The organism is Exiguobacterium sp. s101, from assembly GCF_018617835.1.
Taxonomy (GTDB): domain Bacteria; phylum Bacillota; class Bacilli; order Exiguobacteriales; family Exiguobacteriaceae; genus Exiguobacterium; species Exiguobacterium marinum.
In genome coordinates, this window is record NZ_JACSKX010000012.1 from 1 (window position 1) to 23,776 (window position 23,776).

Sequence of the window (23,776 nt, forward strand, 5' to 3'; positions counted from 1 at the left end):
CTCTCAGGTCGGCTATGCATCGTCGCCTTGGTGGGCCATTACCCCACCAACTAGCTAATGCACCGCAAAGCCATCCATGGGCGACGCCGGAGCGCCTTTCATCATCGGACCATGCGGTCCGATGACACATCCGGTATTAGCCCCGATTTCTCGTGGTTATCCCAGACCTATGGGCAGGTTCTTTACGTGTTACTCACCCGTCCGCCGCTCATTCCACCGTCGTCCCCCCGAAGGGTTCGGAACGGCTTCCTGCGCTCGACTTGCATGTATTAGGCACGCCGCCAGCGTTCGTCCTGAGCCAGGATCAAACTCTCCAAAGAATTTGATATAGCTCTTAAATTGACGAAGCTTGCGCTTCATTCAAAAATTGTAAAACTTATTTTTGCCTCATCGTTCAGTTTTCAAAGTTCGTCTATCGCTCTTGGCGACTAAATGATAATAACATTTAATTCATTTCAATGTCAACAACTTTTTCGTTTGTTCAACGTTTGTCGTTGGCAACAGAGATAACTATATCACCTGCATTTTAATCTTGCAAGCATTATTCTAAAAAAACTTTTAAATATTTTTTCGTATCATTCAGAGTTCTAATCTCAACTCCTTAAAGGAAGAAGAAATCACTTTAAAGAATACACTTATATCTAATAGCGACTATAAACCTATAAGGAGTCCACACATGATGCAATCCGATTTACAGCGACCTAAGAAACTTTCACCGCTCAGAATCTGGTCCGGTACCCTAGTCTATATTTTAAAGAGAAAACTCGAATGGATTACGGATAAACGAAAATATGTTTCAAAACGAAACCTTGATCCGATGCCATATCTGATTCATACACACCGCACTCCTTTATATCGTCAACTCCGTGACATCGACATAGAAGTTCAACATAACAAAGTAACCAATCTAAAGATTGAAATCGCCAAACTGAACGGCTCCATCCTGACTCCAAACGAGGTTCTCTCTTATTGGAAGATGATCGGCAAGCCGACGAAACGCAAAGGTTATGTAGAGGGAATGATTCTCCACTATGGAAAAGTGACCTCAGGAATCGGCGGTGGTCTCTGTCAACTGTCCAACCTCATCTATTGGATTACCTTACATAGTCCGTTGACGGTAACCGAACGCTATCGCCACAGTTATGATGTGTTCCCTGACTACCGACGAGATCAGCCTTTCGGTAGTGGCGCCACCTGTTCTTATAACTATCTGGATCTGCAAATCACCAATCAAACCGCACAAACGTATCAACTTCTTCTATATATAGAAGGAGATTATCTCGTCGGGGAATGGCGTTCGAACATCCCGAATAAAGAACAGTATCATATATATGAAGAAAATCATCATTTCACCTGTGAATGGTGGGGCGGGACGATACGACATAACCAAATATTTAAAAAAGTCACTTCAATGAATGGCACACACCTCCGAAACGAATTCATCACAGAAAATCACACCATCACCATGTACGACCCATTCCTTCCCGAGAATGCTGCATACAAAAAAGCCGACTCTTAATAAAAGAGCCGGCTTTTCAAATGAACTTATGCGTGTGGCAAGAACATGAAGTATGCCAAGAAGATGACTAACATCCCATACATGATTGGATGAATTTCTTTTGTCTTTCCTTTCGCAATCATCATGAGTGGGTAAAGGATGAACCCAAGCCCAATTCCTGTTGCGATTGAAAATGTCAAAGGCATCATAATGATCGTCAAGAAAGCTGGTACGGCGATTTCGATTTTCTTCCAATCAATATCAAGAAGAGCCGAAGCCATGAGTACACCGACAATGATGAGCGCTGGAGCCGTGACTGGTGCCGTAACAACTGCCAAGAGAGGCGAGAAGAACAACGCCAAACCGAAGAACAATCCTGCAAAGACTGCAGTTAATCCTGTACGTCCGCCTGCCGCGACACCTGCTGACGACTCAACATATGAAGTCGCTGTAGATGTTCCAAAAATCGCACCCGCTACCGTTGCAGTCGAGTCCGCCATCAACGCCTTACTTGCACGCGGCACTTTGTTTTCTTTCATGATGCCCGCTTGACGCGCTACCGCGACGAGCGTTCCTGCTGTATCAAAGAAATCGATGAAGAAGAACGTCAAGATGACAACGAGCATTTGAAGCGTGAAGACATCACCGAAGTTGATGAAGGCTTGACCGAATGTCGATGACATACTCGGCGGCATCGACACGACATCTGAAATGGCTGTCGGAGTTGGCACGAGACCGAAGATCATCCCGACAATCGCCGTCAACAACATCCCGATGAAAATACCACCTTTTACATCGCGCGCCATGAGCAAGGCACTGACCACGAGACCGAATACCGCGAGAAGCGTTGTGCCCGTTCCGAGCGAACCAAGACTGACGAGTGTCGCTTCATTCGCAACAACGATGCCTGCATTTTTCAAACCGATGAACGCGATGAAGAAACCAATCCCTGCAGCAACCGCCATTTTGAGCGGAGCCGGAATCGCGTTGACAATCGTTTCGCGAATTCCTGAGAGCGTCAATACGATAAAGAAGAGACCTGATACGAGTACACCTGACAAAGCCGTTTGCCACGGTACACCCATTCCAATGACGACGCTATATGCGAAGAACGCGTTGAGGCCCATGCCCGGCGCAATCGCAATCGGGTAGTTCGCGAGAAGTCCCATCGTCAATGAACCGACTACTGCAACAAGACCTGTCGCCACGAAGACCGCTCCTGTATCCATCCCTGCTGCTCCAAGAACGTTCGGGTTAACGAAGAGGATGTACGCCATCGCAAGGAAAGTTGTGAAGCCTGCGACAAGTTCCGTGCGAACGCTCGTCCCGAGTGCTGTGAGTTGGAAATAGCGATCGATCCGACTCGTTGTCGTTTGTTGTTGGTCTTGCTTGAGCTGTGTGCTCATTTGTTTTCCTCCTTGTACTCGCCGTAAAACGAGAAAAGGTCCCCGGCAAATGACCGAGGACCCCACGCGAAACATACGAGGGCATACACCCTCATCTATGTCTCGCCGTAGTGAAATCATTTAAGGTGATTTCGTAGAGACTCTCGGGCCATATCCCCGATATTATACGGCAAATTATTTTATAATTGTTCGGTTATAATAAGAACGTTCTTATCGTATCAGCGTGAAAATAGAATGTCAACTAAATTCACGGATTTTATATCTAAAAAGAACATTAATGTTCGGTTTTAAGACAAAACAGAGGGATTCCCCTCTGTTCCGCTTATTCCCATTCGATTGTTGCAGGTGGCTTAGACGTAATGTCATACAGCACACGGTTGACGTGGCTGACTTCGTTGACAATCCGGACAGAGATTTTCTCAAGTACATCCCATGGAATACGTGCCCAATCTGACGTCATGCCATCGATTGAAGTGACCGCACGAACACCGACAGCATAGTCGTACGTACGCTCGTCACCCATGACTCCGACCGAGCGGATTGGTGTGAGCACCGTGAAGTATTGCCAGATGTCTCGTTCAAGACCTGCTTTCTTCACTTCGTCACGCAAAATAGCATCCGATTCACGGACGATTTCTAACTTCTCTTCCGTGATCTCACCGAGGACACGGATTCCGAGGCCCGGACCCGGGAACGGTTGACGCCAAACGATATAGTCAGGAAGACCGAGCTCAGTACCGAGCGCACGGACTTCGTCTTTAAAGAGCGTGTTGAGTGGTTCGATCAACGTGAAATTCATGTCTTCCGGCAACCCACCGACGTTATGGTGTGATTTGATCGTTTGCGCTGTATCTGTTCCGCTCTCGATGATGTCTGTATAGAGCGTCCCTTGTGCGAGGAAGTCCATATCGACAAGTTTCGAAGCTTCTTCATCAAACACATAGATGAACTCGTTTCCGATGATCTTACGTTTTTGCTCAGGGTCCGAGACACCAGCCAATTTCGTCAAGAAACGTTCTTGCGCATCGATTTTAATGACCTTCATGTTGAATCCGTCCGCGAACGTCTTCATGACGCTATCCGCTTCCCCTTTACGAAGAAGACCATGGTCCACAAACATACATGTCAACTGATCACCGATTGCGCGATGAACGAGTGCGGCCACGACAGACGAGTCGACACCACCCGAAAGCGCACAAAGGACTTGCTTATCGCCAACGATTTCACGGATTTTCTCCACTTCGAGATCGATAAAGTTTTCCATCGACCATTCGCCTTTCGCGGCGCACACTTCATAGATAAAGTTTTTCAAGATGTCATTCCCATACTCAGAATGACGAACTTCTGGATGGTATTGGACACCATACATTTTCAACTCATCGTTTTTGATTGAAGCGACCGGGCAAGACGGGTTCGTTCCATCGACGATAAATCCTTCCGGTGCTTCCATGACGAGATCACCGTGGCTCATCCATACCGTATGTTCGACTGGAAGGCCGTTGTAAATCGCTGATGCTTCCGGCGTTGAGAATAATGTCGCTTTCCCGTATTCACGGTGTGCAGCCCGTTCGACACGACCACCAAAATGATGCGTCATGAGTTGCATGCCGTAACAGATTCCGAAGATCGGAATGCCGAGTTCGAAGATTTCCGGGTCGCAACTATATGCGCCTTCCGCGTATACGCTGTTCGGTCCACCTGAGAAGATGATACCGACTGGGTTCAATTCGCGAATCTCGGTTGCCGTCATCTTATGCGAATGCAACTCACTGTATACGCCAAGGTCACGGACACGACGCGTGATCAACTGGTTATACTGCCCACCAAAGTCGAGCACCAAAATCATTTCTTGTTCTACTTTCACGAAATCTCCACCTTTCTGCCTTCTCCTCAAAAAAAGACGCGCCTCTCCCCCAGATTAACCAAACCGAAGAAGAAGCACGTCCTTTTCTTTGTATACGAAACGTGCTCCTTCATAGTCGGTCCATTTACGGTGGTCCGGTAGAGACTCTCGCGCCAATTCACGAGTATATACGAAGGAATGCCATGTTCAATTATCTAACTAATGCGTCTATCTTACTTGATGCATCCCATCACTTCAACTCATAATTCGACGAATCATGATTTTCCAATATTCTTTATATTTTGAATTCGGTTCTTGTTCGGCATAGACCGCTTGTTCAAACAAGGCCGTCAAACGGCTCATGTCGTTCGTTTCGTAGTAGGCGTCGACTTCTCTCGCGAGCTCTGAAGGCGTACGACCTTCGACTTTAAATCCGTTTGCTCGAAGCCGCTTCATCAAATAACGATGCATCGAAACAAGACTTCCGTCTGTGAGCGGACGACTCATCCACCAGACGTACATAATTTGCCGCTCGATGATCTTCCGGTTCCAAATGAGGACGGCCACGACGAAGAGAATGACCCCCCATCCCCATACCGGAATACTGCGCCCCTCTTCTTGAACGTCACCTGTCGTCACATCATCGATTAATAAATCTTCTTGTGGACGATTTTGCGGATTGTTGTCATGAGACGCTTGTGGATCGTTCGTAACCGGGATCGAATCATTCGTATCCGTCTCTTGCTCCATTTGTAGTAAGTTAGCGTCCGAGAAACTGATTGTCGCCTCTAGCGGAACCCAGCCCGCACCTTCAATGAAATACTCAACCCATGAATGAGCATGACGATTACGAATCGTATGTTCTTCTTCCCCTTGAATGACCCCCCGCGTATCTCCCATCGTAAATCCTTTTACCCAACGTGTCGGAATGCCATTTGCTCGCAACAAGACGGCTGCTGATGTCGAGAAGTTATCACAATAGCCGATTTGTGTATCAAATAAGAACTGGTCGACGTAGTCCGTGTCGCCTTGCGGTTGGGCCACGTTTTCCGTATCATATTGAAATTCTCCATTCCGGAAGTAAGCTTCAACCGCCTCTGCTTTTTCGTTCGGAGTTTCACTCTCTGCCGTGATTTCAGCAGCTAAATCTCTCACTCGATCCGGTAACGAGGTTGGAAGTTGTAAATAAACCTGCGTTTCTTCTTCAGTAAGCGAAGTTACGTCTTCGTTTAAATCGAGCTGTTCTTCAGAGAAAGCGGGGACACTGTAACGGAGTTGAATCGTTCGTGGCGTCGCTTGTCCCTCGTTCTCAAATACAATTTTCCCGGAAGGTTGAATGTTGATTGTCTCGTTCGGGAAATCCCGCTCTATATCACCGACCAAAAACTCTGTACCAGATTCCGTTTCCGCCGCTTGTGGATATTCACCACCGTATGGAACGAACGATTGTCGACGATCAAAACGCAGAATCGCCTGTTCCGGTGTCGTATCCACTTCCGCGTCCACTAACTGTCCACGATTGTAGTTGGAATCGAGTACCGGTGCCGCAATCCAACCTTTCCCTGTATAAATCGCTTTTGATTCAATACGCCAATAGCGAGCCGGTGCACCACGTGCAATAAAGACGATCCCGTCATCTTGTTCGAACGGGCCACCTAACGCCTCATCGTTAACACCATATCCGACACGCCCCGGCCCGTTCCCATCGCCTTCTGTTGTCGCATTTCGGAAACTCGTGGTGATTCGATCGGACCAATCCCCCTCGAGCGTCGGCGACGCACTCGCAAGGGCCACAACGACACTGAGCAACAAACCGATACTGACAAACCGAACGAGTGATTGACTCGGTCGTTTCGCCAAATCCGTGACGAATAACAGGAGCAGCGATGTGATGATAGCATAAAGGATGTCACCTTCACCGTCATATAATGTCCACGTGTCGAAGTAAGCCATGACACCAAGTGTGGATACAGTCATCCCAAGCACAAATCCGTAACTTGGATACGTTCGTCCGACAAGAACGGCGAACAGAAGCCCGATGAGCGCCATCGCAGAGAAAAAGATGGCCTCGTTTGGTAACTCTCCGCTTATGACACCTGTGAAGTCTTCCATCCAAATCCCGAACCAGTCGAAAATACTTCCGTGATAGACGTATAGGACGACTAGAAAATTGAGAAATGAAATACTAAGAAAAGCAGTCCACGGGAGAAGACTTGCGAACATCGGCACGATGAGAAGGAAATAAAACGGCCAATTCACATCAAACGTTGTACTTCCAACAATCGGTTCAATCCAGAACGACAACAAATAGGCGGCAAGTATCGTATAAACAATGCGGGTCACCCAAGTTCTCATGTCATCACCTCACTTACCGCAGTGTATAGATGATAGCTTCCTTGTGTTTCATGCATGAGTTCCCGGATTGACGCGGTCTCGAACGGGCTGATTAAAATCAGATCCCCCGTTTGTTGGGGCAGATTCTGCTTCACCCTCTCGACGAGACGCCCCTCCGCTTCCGGAGTCGCAGTCAGCAAGTAATGACCGACCTCAGCGCTTTGGTCCGGAAGATGAAACAACCTCACCTGGTCTTCAATCACATATAGTTCAAACGGCAAATTTTTACGTTCTAACTGGCGAATCGCACCAACGAGTAGCGACAAAGAGCGTTCAAACGCCTCCTCGTAACCAGCAGAGACCGAAGGGACAAACACGAGCGAGAGCTTCTTTTCTTGTTCCTGGTCAAACGTTTTAGTCATCAAGTTGCCTCGACGTGCAGATGCCTTCCAATCAATCCGTCCGATTCGGTCTCCTGCCGCATATTCACGCACTCCGCTTGTCGTATTGGCCACTTCTGTATACGTACGCGTTTGGCGATATTGCTCACCACGTCCTCCGACGTGCTCATCTCGTGGCAAATCAAACGGCAGCTCAGCAGGAGATACTTCAACGACTGTCTCGATTCGTATCGTCCGTCTACGGTCGAATAACCCAAACACGTCACGAACATGGAGAATCGTTCGATCAAAGACATGAATTCCTCGTTTGATTGCATCGATTTTATACTCGACAACTTCAGCACGCCGGAAGAAACGGTCTACCGGCACGATAATAGTCTTATCCTCATCAATTAAGCGTTGTGGCATTCGCTCTTCTAACGTCACCATCCCAATCAAGAAAGGATACTTCCGTTCGATTTTCAGTTCGACATCCATCACTTGACCGGAGACGAGACGTTTCGTCGTCACACGTCGCGAGACGTTCGCCGCAGTGACTGGATAGATCATGAAAAGCGTCCAATAGACGGTCAATACCGCGAACGACCACCATAACGTCGAAGCGACAATACTACCTTCGATGCGGGCAAATGAATACAATCCGAATGCCGCCGCCCATACAACGAACAGCTTCATCCAGTTTTTCATACCTCGTTGACCTCACGATCCATCGGGACAGGTAACGTATCGAGCCAGTCTTGAATCAACTGATTCGACGTTTTTCCTTTATAACGCGCTTCCGCCGTCAACAAGACACGATGTCCGAGAACACTCGTCGCCAGTGCTTTGACATCATCTGGCAACACGAAATCACGATTATGAATATATGCCCACGCTTGTGATGCTTTCATCAAGGCAATGGTGGACCGCGGACTTCCGCCTAAATACGTATGCGGATCTTTCCGAGACTCATGTACCAATCGCACGATGTATTGTTTAACCGCACTCGATACGTGGACATCTCTCACTTCACGCTGCATACGTTCGACTTCTTGCTTCGTAATTACGCTATGAAGGGTTTCGAGCGGCTCGTCTTTTTCAAAACGTGATAACAGTGCAATTTCTTCATTGAATGTCGGGTAGCCCATTTCAATTTTGAGCAAGAAACGATCCAATTGCGCTTCAGGTAATGGGTACGTCCCCTCATGTTCAATCGGATTTTGTGTCGCCATGACGAAAAATGGTGAAGGTAGTACTTTTAATTCCCCATCCACTGTCACACTTCGCTCCGCCATCGCCTCAAGAAGAGCCGACTGCGTCTTCGGAGAAGTCCGGTTGATTTCATCCGCCAAAATAATATTCCCCATGAGCGGACCAGGACGATATTCGAATTCTCTCGTTTTTTGGTTATACATCGAAATACCGGTCAAATCGGATGGCAACATGTCAGGTGTGAATTGAATGCGTTTAAACTCTAAGTCGATCGCTCGGCTAAACGTACGAACGAGCATCGTCTTTCCGACACCTGGTACATCTTCTAAAAGGACATGTCCCCCTGCTAGCAACGCAGTTAAGCTTTTAGCGATGACTTCTTCTTTTCCGACAATCACGGTTTCAATGGCAGTAATAATCGATTGGACAGTTGGACGGTACATGACGGACTCCCCTTTTTTCTCTAATCTAGGATGACTTAAAGTTAGAATGTTCTGACTTTATTGTGACATAAGCAAGGTTCGGAATGAAAGAAATACCGTACGCAAATACGCTTCCTACTTCTTTACCCAAAAAACGTGTCCGTTCTTTAGAAAAAACGGACACGTTTATCAATTATTCCGGACGTTTCAAATCGAAAATTTCACCGAGTGTCGCATAACCATTCCCCGCCATTCGACTGACCGGAGCCAGTTGTTTTGCATCGATACGTCCATGTTTATATAAATCACGGTCGATATGAAAACGGACAATTCGTGCAATCAACAAATCCGCAGTCGTCTGTCCGTCATATTCAATCGGGAGGTGGTGATGTAATACGCACTCAAATCGGATTTTTGCTTCCTTGATCCCAGGTGTCGAAACAACTTCGCTTTGTTGAATCGTGAAGTTCGTGCGAGACAGTTCACTCTCATCGGCTGCAAGGTTTGCAGCCGTCTCATTCACATGGGCGACATTCGTTTCATCTACGATATGAATCACCAATTCATTCGTGCGCAGCGCGTTTCGTGCTGTATCCTTCATCACTCCATCCTTTCGTTGGACAGAGACCGACACGAGCGGAGGAACGGAAGAAACCACGTTGAAATAACTAAATGGAGCCGCGTTGATCACATCCTCATGTCGTGTTGTGACAAAGGCAATCGGTCTCGGCACAATGCTGCCAATCAAAAACTTATACGTGTCGATTTCAGTCAAAGCAGACGGTTCAATCGATAACATTCACTCACACTCCTCATTCTTTTTTATCTTAAATTCAAGATAATAGTTTATGTGAATGATGTCAATGGTGAGAAAGTAGACATGTGTATCTTTTAATCATTTTGGGTAAATGCGTGTATGTGAAAGCAACATAGACAATAGACACATCGCATAAGCAAATTAGTTTCATTTTCCTTTTCCCGTTTCGTAGAATGCAGGGCAAGGAAAGGATGACCCCCGTTTTTATGTTCAAGGAAGGAAGTAAAACGAATGATCAGCAAGTGGATTGAACAACTCAACAGTCGTCAAATACTCAGTATTTTATATAGCGTATGTGGATTTAGTATCATTTTGACCGCGATTGGCGCTTGGTTTGTGCGAGATGGGGATGTCTCTACTCTCGAACTCACAGCCCTTCGATGGATTTGGATAATCGGGTTAGTTATGTTCATTAGTGCCATCTTACTCATCGGGCGTCCGCTCATCAAACGGATGACTGAACAAAACCATAGATTGAAGACCAAGAAAGCAAAGCTCGAGAGTGTACTAAACGAATTCAAGATAAATCAAATGAACCTTCAATATCGTAATGAATTAATCGGAGTATTGGCCTCAAAAGAATCGCTATTTGATTATTCATCTGTCATCGAAAAAATCGTGTTACTCACAAAATCCGAGTTTGGTGCGCTCCTACTCGCCAAAGACGGAGAAATTACGTCTGTCGTACCAAAAGAAATGACCGAAGAACAACAAGAAAGTCTCAAAAAAGATTCACTTTTACTCAAACGCGTCATGATTTCAAAGTTACCCGCCGCAACGTCGAAACAGGTCGTTGATGCGTTACACACGTATCCGTATTATATTTATGAATCAGTTATCCCGATCATAGACCCGTCCGAGAATAGTCTGATTGGTTGCCTCTATTTGGCACGGTATGATGAACAGTATGATGCAAGTGAAAAGTCCGAACTAAACGCGTTCGCAAGCCAGCTCGCCATCTCACTTCTTCGGATGCAACTCTATCTTCAGATGCAACAGGATCGGAAAGAAACAGCCCAACTGATTAATTCGGTGCGTGAAGCTATTCTATATGTAAACTATGAAGATGACACTGTCGTCGGAAATCGTGCCTTCATCCGCATGTTTGATGATCTTCACTTTGACTATAAAGGGTACGAAGAGTTGTCCGCCATCAACATCGATATCGAGCAATTAGCAAAACGCGTCGACCAACATGAGCAATTCGTTCGGTACTTCGAGCGAGTCTTCTCCCAAGACCCACCTGAAGACGGGCTCACGATTTCGATTGATCAAGGTGATTGCTTTATCCAACTCTATGCCGAAAGTATTTATCGTGATCGTCGACTCCGTGGGACAATGCTCGTCCTACGTGACGTTACCGCCGAGACTGAGGTTGACCGGATGAAATCTGAACTCGTAACGACTGTGTCGCACGAATTAAGAACGCCCCTTTCATCGATTTATGGGTTTACCGAACTCATGTTGTCGCGCGACTTGAATGAAAGCCGTCGAGAACTGTATTTGCATACGATCCATGATGAGGCGAAGAGACTCTCATATCTCGTCAGCGATTTCTTAGACTTGCAGAAGATGGAATCCGGAAAACAGACGTTTGAATGGGAGCCGGTCGACCTATATGAACTCGTGTCAAATAGCGTCGCATTTTATCAAGAAACAACGGACCTTCATGAGCTATTCATCGACGTTGATATCGAACAAAATTTCGTCATCGATGCCGACTTAGAAAGTATGCGACAGCTGTTCGGCAACCTGTTAAGTAACGCCATCAAATATTCACCGGACGGCGGGAATATTCTTGTATCACTCGAGCGCATAGATGAAGAGGTTGTGATCAAAGTAAAAGACCATGGAATGGGCATACCGACTGCCTCTCTTCCTCATCTCTTCGGAAAATTTTATCGCGTTGACAACTCGGATCGACGCAAAATCGGGGGGACCGGGCTCGGGCTCGCTATCTGTAAAGAGATTGCTAAAGCTCATGACGGACAACTCCATGTCGAATCAGTTTATGGGGAAGGAAGTACTTTCATCTGTGAACTTCCCGCATCGAAAGAACATATCATGCAATAACACGGTCTTCTTAACCGTGTTATTTTTGACTCATTTTTTCCTAATTCGGAAGGATTCTTTTTACAAAATATAGAAAGGAAAGAAACCGATTCATTTACGTGGATGTGGAATACCCTATCCATTTATTTTTACACGTTTTAAGCTGAAAACAAGATATACTGATTATAAAGAAATTGCTAGGATCGGAGGTCCTGCCATTGAATCATCGTGACCCACCTTTTTCAGAAATTGGAGATTTGAAACAATGGGGACGTTTTGAAGTCGAAGTGCCTCATACAGGCGAACAAGCGAAGTATCAAATCGCTACGGCTTTGGTTCGAAAGCATATTCCTTTGCGGATTGGTGGATTTTATATCATTGCGAGCGAAGAGCAAATTTTGCATAGTGGCTCACATGACGGAAATCTCCAGAAGCACTTGATTCATTTATTACAGCAAGTCCTTAACGGTCATATCGAAGACGAACGCCTCGCTCAGGAGCAGGTCTGGACTGTGCACTATTTTACGACACCATAAGACGTCTGACTAAAGAAGCTTAAAGGTCATAAAAAATGACGCTCCAAAAGGGCGTCATTCTGCTTGTGACATGATTGAAATCACTTTTTCATAGTAGTCTGTTGCTAGTTTGTATTTTCCTGAAGCTTTTAATTCTTGAGCTAACCATAAAGCATATTTTTTAGCATACATATACTCATCATGCTCTTCAAAATAAATAACTGCGCTTTTTAGACTCTTCATCACGCTTTGACGATTCTTTTCTTTGAAATGGTTCCAGTAGATATCAAAGTGCTGATTAAACTCTTCAATCGACTCGTGTTGTTGCATCAATTCGTGTCCAGTCTCTAACCAATCAAGGACACCCTTTTCATTTTTCTGTTTTGCATTTACCTCTACCAATGATAAAACACTGAATAATTTGCTTCTAATATCCACTTTATATTCAAAGCTTTCCATAAAGTACGTAAGTGCCTTATCTTGTTCACCTAACAACGAATAGATTTCTCCTATGTTGTTATAAAGCATGCCGTAATAATTTCTTAGATCAGTCGCATTCGCAACCTTTAGTGCCTTTTGATTGTAGGAAAGTGCATCTGCATATCGTTTTCGACGTTTATAAGTCAATCCAATTATCATGTGACACTCAATCATTCTTTCTAAACAAAAATTCTCTTGAAAATACCTTAACGAAGACTGAAGATTTTCAAGCGCTTGTATATTGTCTGTGAAACGGTAATATAAAGCACCCGTTACATAACGAATATCCGCTGTCTCCCAATCAGGAATTCCTGAATGGGGTAACTTTTCAGTCACTTCTTCTATTAATTTATATGAAAGTTCTTTTTCATTCTCCTGAAAGTACTGAAGCGCTTTCAACATGTTATACCGAATGCGATCGTCAGTGGATAGTTGATCTTCAATCCAGCCTACTTCTGTGAGGTACTTTGGGTCGCCTCCTGGCATCACGCCAAGACGAGCCAATGTGATCATAAGCGTAGTGTAAACTGATTTTGACTGTTTGACCGCTGGATGGTTCATATATTTTCTAACTTTCTCCTGCTCATCACCATTTTTCCGCGTCAAAATCGCTTCTTTCAAAATATCTCTAATTTCTTTAATTACTTTCTCTGCTTGATACCTAAAGTCATGATACAGGGGTACTTCAATTTCAAGTCGCTCAAACAACAGTTCAAGAACTTCCTCACTAGCAGATGTTTGATTGTTTTCAATTTTACTTAAGTACGAAATCGAACAAATCCCCCTGGCTAAGACTGATTGTTTCATATTTTGCCGCAAGCGCTCTACTCTAATTAAATTCCCATAATTGTATTCCATTATTAGTAGTAGCCCCTTTGCCCTATTTTCTGAATTTCTTTTAATATTTCTTCATAATTATATACTTTCAGGAAATTTAGCCTATAATTCTTATTTTAATTCATCTTTTTACAAGAAACTTTCCCAACTTAAACATGTCCATTACCATAAAAAAACATGATAAGATTTAACTAGTCAACAAGCAATGATTTGGGCTTTAGTTCTATTATTTAGAAAACAATGAACATTTCGTAGGAGGTAGATGGTGCAAATGGGGAAGCTTAGCTTTTTACTTGCTGAAGATTATATTAAACCAAAAATCTACTTTAAATCGAAATTTTCTACACCGTCTACAATCGTAGACCATTCATATTCAAAAGAAGATTTAAATCATTTCGAAGGATTAGAGAATTTGACAGAGTTATTATCTTCTAATAAGGGTTTCATTGTAAGTGCATTTCAAATCGACTACTACCAGCGTCTCCCCAAATTAATTTCAAAGACGTTGAAAGTAAATCGCTCTTTCAAAAAACTTTATATTTTGGGTCCGGAATTATCCTTATCAATTTTGAAAAGAAGCACTAAGACTGCTTATGAAGCACAACTTCAAGATTACGAGTTTATCAACATTGAACAGGACTCAACTTCATTATCTAAAAAATGTGAAACGCTATTGAGCGAAGGTCACATTTTGTACATTCTTCCTGAGGCATCCGTGTGCTGGCAACCTAATTCATTAGAGCAACTGCAGAAAGTTTGTACTCCACTTTGTAGTACTTTATTAAGTCAAACTATGAAAGTACCGATCTTGGCTACTTTAGCGAAGAATGACTCTAATAAAGTCACCATCTATGAGCCAAGTTTACCTGAAACCTATTCAGGAGACTTATTCAATTCAGTTAAAGAACAGTCTGAGGATATCTATAAGCTTTTGAAATCCTCAGATGACTTGTAACTCATTTTATTTTCGTTGGTATTAAGAATTTTCTATATAAATCATTATACAACGGAGGAATTAAACATGAAAAAGTTAGCTGGATTTTTCTTTATCGCAACTGCAGTTATTTTACTCGGAAGTTCTTTTAAACCATTTGCAGAAGAAAGACCACGCATTGTTAAAATCGAAGAACCGATTATTATTAATGCTGAGGAAAGACCACGCATTGTTCAAGTTGAAATTCCAGAAAAAATCAATAATGAGAGCATGCCACGCATCGTATAATCATATTTTTCAAAGACGCCTCGTGCGTCTTTTTTATTTTAAGAAAAAGGTAAATTAATTATATATTCCTCTCCATTTTTTACTTTTTACTTATATAATAAACAAAGACAACTCAGATGTACTCTCATATGCCGTCATTGTCGCTAGTTTATTGAATAGAGGAGTTTGAACATTGAATGGATTAAAATCATCATGGAGCTTAAAGCTATTATTAAGTTCTTCACTTGCACTAACCGGGGCAGTCATCGCCCCATTCCAACTCGATTCTTCTGGAATCAAATCGACTGTCGCCGAGGCCGCCTCGACTTACACCACAACTGCCAACTTAAATCTTCGTTTAAGTGCTGCAACGTGGAGCCCTGTTCTTTTAACAATTCCGTCCGGTTCGAGTGTCACTTACATCAGTACATACGGTTCGTGGTATAAAGTCAGTTATGGAGGCAAAACAGGTTATGTTTCTTCTCAATACGTTACGGTATCCAATACTGCTTCTTATTATAAGACGACAGATCGATTAAACATGCGCCTCACCGCTGCCTCTTGGAGCGATGTCGTCACCGTGATCCCGGCTGACGCAACCGTTAAATATGTCAGTCGCTACGGTTCGTGGTATAAAGTAACGTTTAATGGCAAAATCGGTTACGTCGCCTCTGCTTACTTAACACCTACAAGTGCTCCTATTCCGCCGTCGGACTATTATAAAACGACAGCTAATTTGAACATGCGCCTCACCGCTGCTTCTTGGAGTGACGTCGTTACCACGATCCCATCTGGCGCAACCGTCAAATACGTCAGCCGCTATGGTTCTTGGTATAAAGTGACGTTCAATGGCAAAACCGGATACGTTGCCTCTGACTATTTAACGACGACAACAACTCCGGTGACACCCTCTTCATATTACGAAACAACAGTGAATTTGAATATGCGACTTAGCGCAGCTTCTTGGAGCGATGTCTTGACCGTAATTCCTGCCGGATCGGTCGTCAAATACGTGAGTCGATACGACTCGTGGTATAAAGTGACGTATAACGGTAAAACGGGCTATGTGGCATCCGAGTATCTAAAACCGACGACTGTCACGACACCAACCGATACAGATGGAACCGGAAAAACCGTTGTCATCGATGCAGGACATGGTGGAAATGACCCCGGAGCCGTTTACGGATCCGTTTATGAAAAAGTGATTGCACTTGATATCGCAAAACGCCTTGCGGGCGTCTTGTCGAGCACATATGACTACAACGTCAAATTCACACGTTCAACTGATACGTATCTCTCACTGGAGCAACGTGTGTCACTAAATAAGTCCTATAAAGGGGACATCTTTGTCAGTCTTCATGCGAATTCTTCTGTTTACAACACGGCCCACGGGCACGAAGTACTCGTACCGACGTCAGACAGTTATACGACCAATCCTTACATCTCAGCGAGTCGTAGCCTAGGGTCCTCTATCAACAAAGAGATTGCATCGCGTATCTCCACAATCCAAAACCGCGGAGTCAAGTATCAGAACGTTTACGTGGTCGGACGAAATGTTTCGCCTTCTACCCTTGTGGAATACGGATTTATCAGTAACTCAAGCGACCGTTCTTATTTGACGAATACGACGTATCGTCAACGGATGGCCGAAGCGACCGCATCCGGCATTCATCAATTTATGCGTTCGTACTACTAAAAAGAGAACTTAGCCCGAGCGCTAAGTTCTCTTTTTGATGTCCACTCGCCAAATCATGTGTGATGCGTCCGGTCCCCAATAATGTTCGAGAATGAGAGAGGGTGCGCCTAATCGTTTTTGCCAATACGCTTGCGCGCTCGGAAAACCCGCATCTAAATAAAAGACGTGTTGCTTTCTAGCGAGGATCTCTCGTTTCATCGTTTCTAGCAAAAATTGCCCGACGCCAAGTCGCTGCATATGCGGTGATATATAGACACTACCTAGTTCAATGGCATCGCGCTCGACCTCGAGATGTCCCGAAATGATATCGTTGGGTGGCAATAATGCTCCTACGCCCACAATCACACCATCTTGATCGACAACATACAGTTGCACGAAATCGTCATCAAAGTGATCTTGAATGGTCGTATTCAGACGCGCCACTTCTTCATCAAGCAAATCGGCATCTTCAAAACGCTCTCGTCGCATCAAATCACTCAAACTATCCATCAATAAGCGTTGCAAGGGCTTTACGTCTGATTGTTCGAGTGCGCGGAGTTTCAAGACGTCCACTTCCTTTTCTATTTTTGTTCTACTCTTTACCCTCGCGAATCCGATGCGTAACACTCGGGTAAGTTGGAATCATTTCTTCGAGCGGTTCATAATTCAATTTTCCGTACGTTTTCCAAATGACTAAAATCACAACGGTCCATAATGTAATTGTCAAATGAATAAATCCAATTGGATAGCCATCTTCCACATCGAACCCGACCATGATGAGCATAACGTTAAACATCGTATGCATAAGAAAGGCAGACCACAGATTGCGTGACGAACCATTGTATACCCACGTGATGAGAATCGTGTAGGCGATCACGGCTAATCCATATGCCCAAAATGACAAGTTCATCTGCCCAGTTCCAGCCATGAAGAAAAGAGGGGTGTGCCAAAGCGTCCAAATGACTCCTAGTGTCAGACTGGCCAAAAGCGGAGACAGCCTTGACTGCAACGCGTCAAGCAAATAGCCGCGCCATCCATACTCTTCCTGCAGTGTCCCACCTAGAAACAACATATATAGAAAATAAGGGACAATCCACCACGGTTCGCGAACGATTAACGCACCGCTTCGGTCCGTCCACCAATAGGCAACGAGAAATAAAAACGGCACTAATAAAAGTGGAATCATATACGTTTTCCAACTCATCTTGAACTGGATACTATTTCGAAGGAGATGCTTCACCCCCGCCCCACCACGAAGTCGATACATCGTGAGAAAGCCTGAAATACTCGGCCCGAATGCTCCTAAGATGACGATGAACGTAATCGGTAAATCCGTCCACCAATACAGTGTCGTCCATATAACCCATGAATAGCCGAATGCGATGAACAAGAAAAAGTTGATATATTTATTTTTATACATAGTCGGCCCCCCTTCAGCAACTTAATACCCGTTATTTAATTTAAATAATTTTATATGTAATCTGTGTTGTTCCGCATATAATGAAGTGAACATACAATAAATAATCCTACGAGGTATCGATATTATGGAACAAATCAGCACTCAGACAATGAGTCATAATGGTTTTTTGATGTTTCTCGCCTTCATTATTGCCAGTGTTTCTGCCTTTATGGCACTCGAATTGGCGAAACGAGTCACAGGAGAATCTACCTCGTCCCATCGCGTTTGGCTTTTATTTGGCGGCACTACCTTAGGTCTCGGGATCTGGTCCATACATTTTGTGGCCATGCTTGGGCATGCTTCTCTACACGATAGCACGTATTCCACCTGGGTCATTATCGGGTCGATGGTTCCGGCGATTGCCGGGTGCATTCTGTCGTTCGGCTTGGTTTCCCGCAACAAGACATGGATGACACTACTGCAGTCATCCGGTCTGATGGGATTCGGGATTGTCAGCATGCATTACATCGGAATGGCTGCCATACAAGGCGTTCAATTGGATCTCGATCCCTCATGGGTTTTATTATCCATCGGAATTGCATGGAGCGCTTCCTACCTCTCCCTGTGGGTAGGTTTCTTTTCTTCATACTCCACAAAGCGCACGCCCTTTTCTGTGAAGCTAATGTTCTCACTCATGATGGGAACAGCCATTTTCAGTATGCATATCGCCGGGATGAGGGCAACAATCATTACCCCCGATGCTTCACCTGTGAGTCGGATCCCGATTGACCCCACTTTGCTAGCGTGGCTCGTCACAAGCATCGTGTTTCTCTTATTCGGGACATATTTTATTGCTTATACGTTAGACCGACAAATTCAAAAGCGTGACCTTTTTCAAAAAACGATTTTAGAGTCGACGACGGATGCCGTAGTAACGACGACGAGTGACGGTGAAATCCGCTATCAAAATCAAGCGTTCGCTCACTTATTCGAAGGATGCGCCCCTGAACCCTTTTTTCAGGATTACCATCCTCTATTATCGGCTCAACAACATTTTTATCAGCCGGTACAAATTGAGACGAATCACCGCACGTTAGAAGTGACGTCTTACCCACTTCAAGATGGTACGAACAATCAAGTACTTTGGTTTATACGCGATGTGACCAAAACGGTCGCTTCACAGCGCATGATTGAACATATGGCGTTCCATGATTCGTTGACCGATTTACCGAATCGCTACAAACTCGACTCGCTCCTTCAGGAGAGTATCTTACAAGAGCGTTCGGTCTCCTGCTTATACATCGACGTCAACCGCTGGCGTTTTTTGAGTGACATTCTCGGTCATCATGGAGCTGAAGAATTAATCCTTCAAGTCGCCAATCGTCTGAAACATACGATTCACCCGGATGATGTACTGACGCGAATCGGGCCATCCGAATTTATCATATTGCTATTCGCGCAACGAAGCTCACTCGCTCATCAAAAAGCAGAAAAGTGTATAAAGGCGATCTCATCTACTTTTGACGTAGATGGCACGACACTTGAATTGACGATGAGTGCGGGAATCAGTCATTTCCCTAAGCATAGTGCTTCTTCCGAAGAACTCATTCAATTTGCTCGTCTTGCCGCTGATGAATCCAGACAAGATGGAGAGAATAACATCAAATTATTCGAAGAATCATCGCGCCCTCAAATCTTACGCAATATCGAGATGGAAAAAGCGCTTGTCACCGCACTAACTAAAGACGAACTAACACTCGTGTATCAACCGAAAATTGATTTGAAGCGGAATCGATTGGAAGGTGTGGAAGCGTTACTCCGATGGCAACATCCACAAATCGGGACGATTTCGCCATCTGACTTCATTCCGATTGCAGAAAACACGGGGTTAATTCATTCAATTGGCCATTGGGTGATTCGAGAAAGCTGTCGCACTTGGGTGCGTTGGCAGCGAACTGGAATACGTCCCTTTACGTTATCCCTTAACGTCTCCCCGCTCCAATTTGCGCGCGAAGACTTTGTTGATACGCTACAATCCATTCTATTAGAAACAGGGATGGACCCGATGTACCTCGAATTGGAAGTGACCGAGTCCTCGATGCTGTCATATGAGGCCTCGACCCGTGAAAAACTGACGCAGTTGCATCAGCTCGGGATCCTCATTTCTCTCGATGATTTCGGGACCGGTTATTCTTCGTTCAGTCAACTTCGGGAACTTCCCGTGCAAGTGCTGAAAATCGATCGGTCGTTCATCGTGAACCTGTTCACCGACCGCAATCAAGAGGCCATCGTCCGCTCGATGATTCAACTCGGTCACAACCTTGGCATGAAAGTTCTCATGGAAGGTGTGGAAACATCCGCTCAACTCGAATGGTTACTCAAGGAATCCTGTGACTATGTACAAGGCTACTACTTCAGTCGTCCGTTGTCTGAGACAGACGTTCCGTTTCATGTAAAAGAGACGACCACCTATCTCGAGTTCGGCAAACACTAAAAACCGCTTCTGTCAAATTGACAGAAGCGATTTTTGATTAAGACACGCGTTCTTTTTCTTCTTCCCGAATCAAATGATATTGATCGAGAATCAACTGGGTCAACGTGTCCCCTTCATGAAGATGAAGGTATTTTTCAATCGTTGACGAGATGCCGTGTTCTTCGATCGACAAGTTCAGCTCCGACGATTCCGAATCCTCCGGGTTGTAGTAATGAAGGGCTGCTGCAATCCCGTAAGCGAGTTCGTTCGGCTCGATGCCGTTATCCATTAATTCACGTGCCGGCTTGACAAGACGATCGCTCGGTCCAAGTTTACGAATCGGCGAACGGGCCACCCGTGACACTTCATCCTTCAATTTCGGGTTTTCAAAACGCTTGATAATCTTTTGAATATATTGGCTATGCTCTTTCGCCTCGAACCCGTATTTCTCAAGCAATAACCAGCCTGTCTCATACAAAGCACCTTGAACGACTTGACGGACGCGACGATCTTGTAGCGCCTCGTCAATCGTTGCCTTCCCGAACAACGAGCCGATGTAAGAGGCGATAGCGTGTCCCGTATTGACCGTGAATAATTTCCGTTCGATATACGGTCCGATTTCCTCGACCCATGTCACACCTTGAATCGGTGGTTGTTCGTTGAGCCCTTGTGTCTCGATGACCCATTCATGGAACGTCTCCACTTCCACGTAAAGCGGATCCTCATGCTGTTGAAGGGGAACGATGCGGTCGACAGCCGCGTTCGGGAAGAAGACATTCGCTTCCCCGACACCGCCACATGCCTCTACTTCTTGACGGAGAATGGCACTACCGCCAATCATGTTCTCACATGCGATGACATAGACCGGTGCATCCTCGACTTCACGAGCACGAAGTCCTTCACTGATCAATGGTGCCACTTTTGAGAGGAGTGACGGTCCGACAGCCGTCGTCACGAGATCCGCTTCTGCGATCAAAGCCGCGACACGAGCCGGTTCTTTCAAACTGTTGACACCGCGAACCCGGTCGACGACGATACGCTCGACGCCATCTTCTGCGAATCCGACCTCATATTGACGTTTTGCTTCAAGCGCTTCGATGACCGTATCATTGATGTCGACAAACGTTACGTCATAACCACTTTGATTGAGCAATAATCCGATAAATCCTCGTCCGATGTTCCCTGCCCCAAAATGAACAGCTTTCATTTACGCCACCTCTTCCATAAAGAGCGCCAAGATTTCTTCTTTCGTTTTCGCCTGAACAAGACGCTCCACATTTCTTTCGTCCGAGCAGAGAATCGCGATTTGCGAAAGGAGCTCTAAATGTTCATCATTCACACCTGCAATTCCGATGACGAGTTTGGCCGTTTGACCTCCAAAGTCGACACCGTCCGGTACTTGCAGGAACGAAATTCCCGTCTTCTGAACCGCTGATTTCGCTGCTTCTGTACCGTGTGGAATGGCGACGTGATTTCCGATATAGACGCTCGCGATCGCTTGACGTTCATGCATCGCTTCTACATACTCCGGCGTCACACAGCCGGCGTCTTGTAGGATGGCTCCGGCTGCTGTGACCGCTTCCTCTGTCGTTGCGAATGTTTGGTTAAGTCGAATCATCTCTGTTTGAATGAATGGCATTTTGATTTCCTCCTAATGGCTAAACCGTATCTCTATCTGTTCTGAGTTCAAGAAATTTTGCTGCGTTCCGCTTTAATTTCTTCTACCAATTGGTCGTAGTAATCGGCGTTCAAGAAGTTCGTGACCGAACGATGAATCGCATTCGGTGCTTGCGCTTCCGCACGCTCCGTCAAATCTTCGTATGTGATGACGAACTGGGCATCTTTCGGCAAGTTGCTGATCGATGTGTTCGTCACTTTGATCGGCAAGTTCGCTTTGTTCACCTTGTTCCGGAGAACCGAGGCCCCCATCGCACTTGATCCCATCCCAGCGTCACAAGCGAAGATGATATGGTCGACTTTATCAAGACGATCTGTCACGAGAGCAGATGCGTAAGATTGCTTGCCTTTCATCGCACTCACGTTTTGTGTCGCTTCTTCGAGTGATACTTCCTCTGCTGCGCTCGATTTCAAGATGACGCTCGCCACAGCGAATGTGACCGCTGCCGATAAGAGAATCCCTGCCACGAGTCCGACGTACGAACCGCGTGACGCCATCGCAAGAATCGCGAAGATACTACCTGGTGAAGCCGGTGCGACGAGACCGACATCAAAGAGTACGAACGTGAAGATTCCTGTTGCGCCCCCTGCGATCATCGCAAGGATCAAAACCGGCTTCATCAATACGTATGGGAAGTAAATCTCGTGAATCCCACCAAGGAAGTGAATGATGGCTGCCCCCGGTGCCGTACGTTTCGCTGCACCTTTGGCGAAGAACATATAGGCGAGAAGTAATCCAAGACCCGGTCCTGGGTTAGCTTCAAGTAAGAAGAGAACTGATTTTCCAGCGTCTGCGACTTGATCGACACCGAGCGGGCTCAAGATTCCGTGGTTGATGGCGTTGTTCAAGAAGAGCACTTTTGCTGGTTCGATGAACAGACTCGCAACCGGAAGCAATTTCGCGCCGACGATCCAGTCAACACCTGCCGCCATCACTTTATCAAGGGCGCTCATAATCGGACCGAAGATTTCAAATCCTCCAAGCATGAGGAGTCCACCGATGATTCCAACTGAGAAGTTGTTGACGAGCATTTCAAATCCTGCTTTAACTTTGCCTTCAAGGGCACGGTCGACTTGGCGGATGACATAACCACCGAGTGGACCCATGATCATCGCACCGAGGAACATCGGAATGTCGGTACCGACGATGACCCCCATCGTGGCGAGTGCCCCGACGACACCACCTCGGACATCGTGAAGTAATTTACCACCTGTGAAACCGATGAGTAATGGTAAGAGATACGTGATCGTTGGACCAACGAGTTCTGCTAAGTTTTCGTTTGGCCACCATCCTGTTGGAATGAAGAGTGCTGTGATAATCCCCCAGGCAATGAAGGCGCCAATGTTCGGCATGACCATCCCACTGAGGAAACTACCGAACCGTTGTACTTTGACTCGGACCCCGCCCGAGCTTGCTTGCGTATTCGCCATGTATAAAACCTCCAGTCGTTTAAATGTGAAAGGTTGAATGTGTAGTGTAGCTAACCGGTTTGTGCTCTACACCTGTATTGTATGCCTGGAGTAAGCGCTTTCTCAATTCAATCCAGTTCACACT

19 protein-coding genes, 1 rRNA gene and 2 riboswitches are annotated in these 23,776 nt (G+C 45.4%); of the genes, 7 read left to right on the plus strand and 13 right to left on the minus strand.

Annotated features, from left to right (window positions below; genetic code table 11):
- A 16S ribosomal RNA gene (locus KNO76_RS10625) occupies positions 1 to 320 on the minus strand; the annotation flags it as partial.
- Between the two features lie 356 nt (positions 321 to 676).
- Here KNO76_RS10625 and KNO76_RS10630 point away from each other — a divergent pair.
- Positions 677 to 1,519, plus strand: coding sequence for a VanW family protein (locus KNO76_RS10630; RefSeq protein ID WP_214885320.1), 843 nt, complete (start codon positions 677 to 679; stop codon positions 1,517 to 1,519).
- Positions 1,520 to 1,545: 26 nt separating this feature from the next.
- Here the strand turns inward: KNO76_RS10630 and KNO76_RS10635 are convergent, their stop codons facing one another.
- The 6 genes from KNO76_RS10635 to KNO76_RS10660 form a co-directional block, all read right to left on the minus strand.
- Complete coding sequence (locus tag KNO76_RS10635) at positions 1,546 to 2,904, minus strand: NCS2 family permease (RefSeq protein ID WP_251127985.1); 1,359 nt, start codon at positions 2,902 to 2,904, stop codon at positions 1,546 to 1,548.
- Between the two features lie 88 nt (positions 2,905 to 2,992).
- Positions 2,993 to 3,094, minus strand: a riboswitch (purine riboswitch).
- Positions 3,095 to 3,226: 132 nt separating this feature from the next.
- Positions 3,227 to 4,750, minus strand: a complete 1,524-nt coding sequence (gene guaA, locus KNO76_RS10640) for a glutamine-hydrolyzing GMP synthase (RefSeq protein WP_251127986.1) — start codon at positions 4,748 to 4,750, stop codon at positions 3,227 to 3,229.
- Between the two features lie 110 nt (positions 4,751 to 4,860).
- A riboswitch (purine riboswitch) is annotated at positions 4,861 to 4,961 on the minus strand.
- A 41-nt stretch (positions 4,962 to 5,002) separates the two neighbouring features.
- On the minus strand, positions 5,003 to 7,102 hold the full coding sequence (locus KNO76_RS10645) for a DUF4129 domain-containing transglutaminase family protein (RefSeq protein ID WP_214885324.1): 2,100 nt from the start codon (positions 7,100 to 7,102) through the stop codon (positions 5,003 to 5,005).
- A complete protein-coding gene (locus tag KNO76_RS10650; protein WP_026824352.1) occupies positions 7,099 to 8,169 on the minus strand; it encodes a DUF58 domain-containing protein in 1,071 nt (356 codons plus the stop codon). The genes KNO76_RS10645 and KNO76_RS10650 overlap by 4 nt, the downstream gene beginning before the upstream one ends.
- Positions 8,166 to 9,116, minus strand: coding sequence for an AAA family ATPase (locus tag KNO76_RS10655; RefSeq protein WP_214885326.1), 951 nt, complete (start codon positions 9,114 to 9,116; stop codon positions 8,166 to 8,168). Before KNO76_RS10655 ends, KNO76_RS10650 begins: the two co-directional genes overlap by 4 nt.
- A 172-nt stretch (positions 9,117 to 9,288) precedes the next feature.
- Positions 9,289 to 9,894, minus strand: coding sequence for a flavin reductase family protein (locus KNO76_RS10660; RefSeq protein WP_214704001.1), 606 nt, complete (start codon positions 9,892 to 9,894; stop codon positions 9,289 to 9,291).
- Positions 9,895 to 10,143: 249 nt separating this feature from the next.
- Between KNO76_RS10660 and KNO76_RS10665 the strand changes: the two genes are divergently transcribed.
- Both KNO76_RS10665 and KNO76_RS10670 read left to right on the plus strand, forming a co-directional pair.
- Positions 10,144 to 11,985, plus strand: coding sequence for an ATP-binding protein (locus tag KNO76_RS10665; RefSeq protein ID WP_214885327.1), 1,842 nt, complete (start codon positions 10,144 to 10,146; stop codon positions 11,983 to 11,985).
- 197 nt (positions 11,986 to 12,182) lie between these two features.
- Positions 12,183 to 12,500: a hypothetical protein gene (locus KNO76_RS10670; protein ID WP_214701334.1), complete on the plus strand. Its 318-nt coding sequence runs from the start codon at positions 12,183 to 12,185 to the stop codon at positions 12,498 to 12,500.
- Between the two features lie 54 nt (positions 12,501 to 12,554).
- Here KNO76_RS10670 and KNO76_RS10675 read toward each other — a convergent pair whose 3' ends face one another.
- On the minus strand, positions 12,555 to 13,817 hold the full coding sequence (locus KNO76_RS10675) for a tetratricopeptide repeat protein (RefSeq protein ID WP_214885328.1): 1,263 nt from the start codon (positions 13,815 to 13,817) through the stop codon (positions 12,555 to 12,557).
- Between the two features lie 250 nt (positions 13,818 to 14,067).
- On the opposite strand from KNO76_RS10675, the gene KNO76_RS10680 reads away from it, so the two are divergent.
- The 3 genes from KNO76_RS10680 to KNO76_RS10690 all read left to right on the plus strand — a co-directional run bounded on the left by KNO76_RS10680 (position 14,068) and on the right by KNO76_RS10690 (position 16,693).
- Positions 14,068 to 14,751: a hypothetical protein gene (locus KNO76_RS10680; RefSeq protein ID WP_214885463.1), complete on the plus strand. Its 684-nt coding sequence runs from the start codon at positions 14,068 to 14,070 to the stop codon at positions 14,749 to 14,751.
- A 66-nt stretch (positions 14,752 to 14,817) separates the two neighbouring features.
- Positions 14,818 to 15,018, plus strand: coding sequence for a hypothetical protein (locus KNO76_RS10685; protein WP_026824359.1), 201 nt, complete (start codon positions 14,818 to 14,820; stop codon positions 15,016 to 15,018).
- A gap of 172 nt (positions 15,019 to 15,190) precedes the next feature.
- On the plus strand, positions 15,191 to 16,693 hold the full coding sequence (locus tag KNO76_RS10690; RefSeq protein WP_214885331.1) for an N-acetylmuramoyl-L-alanine amidase family protein: 1,503 nt from the start codon (positions 15,191 to 15,193) through the stop codon (positions 16,691 to 16,693).
- Between the two features lie 21 nt (positions 16,694 to 16,714).
- On the opposite strand, the gene KNO76_RS10695 is transcribed toward KNO76_RS10690, so the two are convergent.
- Complete coding sequence (locus KNO76_RS10695; RefSeq protein WP_214704012.1) at positions 16,715 to 17,236, minus strand: GNAT family N-acetyltransferase; 522 nt, start codon at positions 17,234 to 17,236, stop codon at positions 16,715 to 16,717.
- A gap of 28 nt (positions 17,237 to 17,264) precedes the next feature.
- The gene (locus KNO76_RS10700) at positions 17,265 to 18,092 is read right to left on the minus strand and encodes a type II CAAX endopeptidase family protein (protein ID WP_214704013.1); all 828 of its coding nucleotides are present in this window, start codon (positions 18,090 to 18,092) and stop codon (positions 17,265 to 17,267) included.
- A gap of 124 nt (positions 18,093 to 18,216) precedes the next feature.
- On the opposite strand from KNO76_RS10700, the gene KNO76_RS10705 reads away from it, so the two are divergent.
- Entirely contained in the window at positions 18,217 to 20,565 is a 2,349-nt protein-coding gene (locus KNO76_RS10705; RefSeq protein WP_214885333.1) for a bifunctional diguanylate cyclase/phosphodiesterase, read from the plus strand.
- Positions 20,566 to 20,602: 37 nt separating this feature from the next.
- Here KNO76_RS10705 and KNO76_RS10710 read toward each other — a convergent pair whose 3' ends face one another.
- Genes KNO76_RS10710 through KNO76_RS10720 form a run of 3 tightly spaced genes read right to left on the minus strand, consistent with a single transcriptional unit; the run spans position 20,603 to position 23,652 of the window.
- Positions 20,603 to 21,751, minus strand: a complete 1,149-nt coding sequence (locus KNO76_RS10710; protein WP_214704015.1) for a mannitol-1-phosphate 5-dehydrogenase — start codon at positions 21,749 to 21,751, stop codon at positions 20,603 to 20,605.
- A complete protein-coding gene (locus KNO76_RS10715) occupies positions 21,752 to 22,183 on the minus strand; it encodes a PTS mannitol transporter subunit IIA (RefSeq protein ID WP_214704017.1) in 432 nt (143 codons plus the stop codon). It lies immediately after the preceding gene.
- 47 nt (positions 22,184 to 22,230) lie between these two features.
- Complete coding sequence (locus KNO76_RS10720) at positions 22,231 to 23,652, minus strand: PTS mannitol transporter subunit IIBC (protein WP_214885335.1); 1,422 nt, start codon at positions 23,650 to 23,652, stop codon at positions 22,231 to 22,233.
- Positions 23,653 to 23,776: the final 124 nt, after the last annotated feature.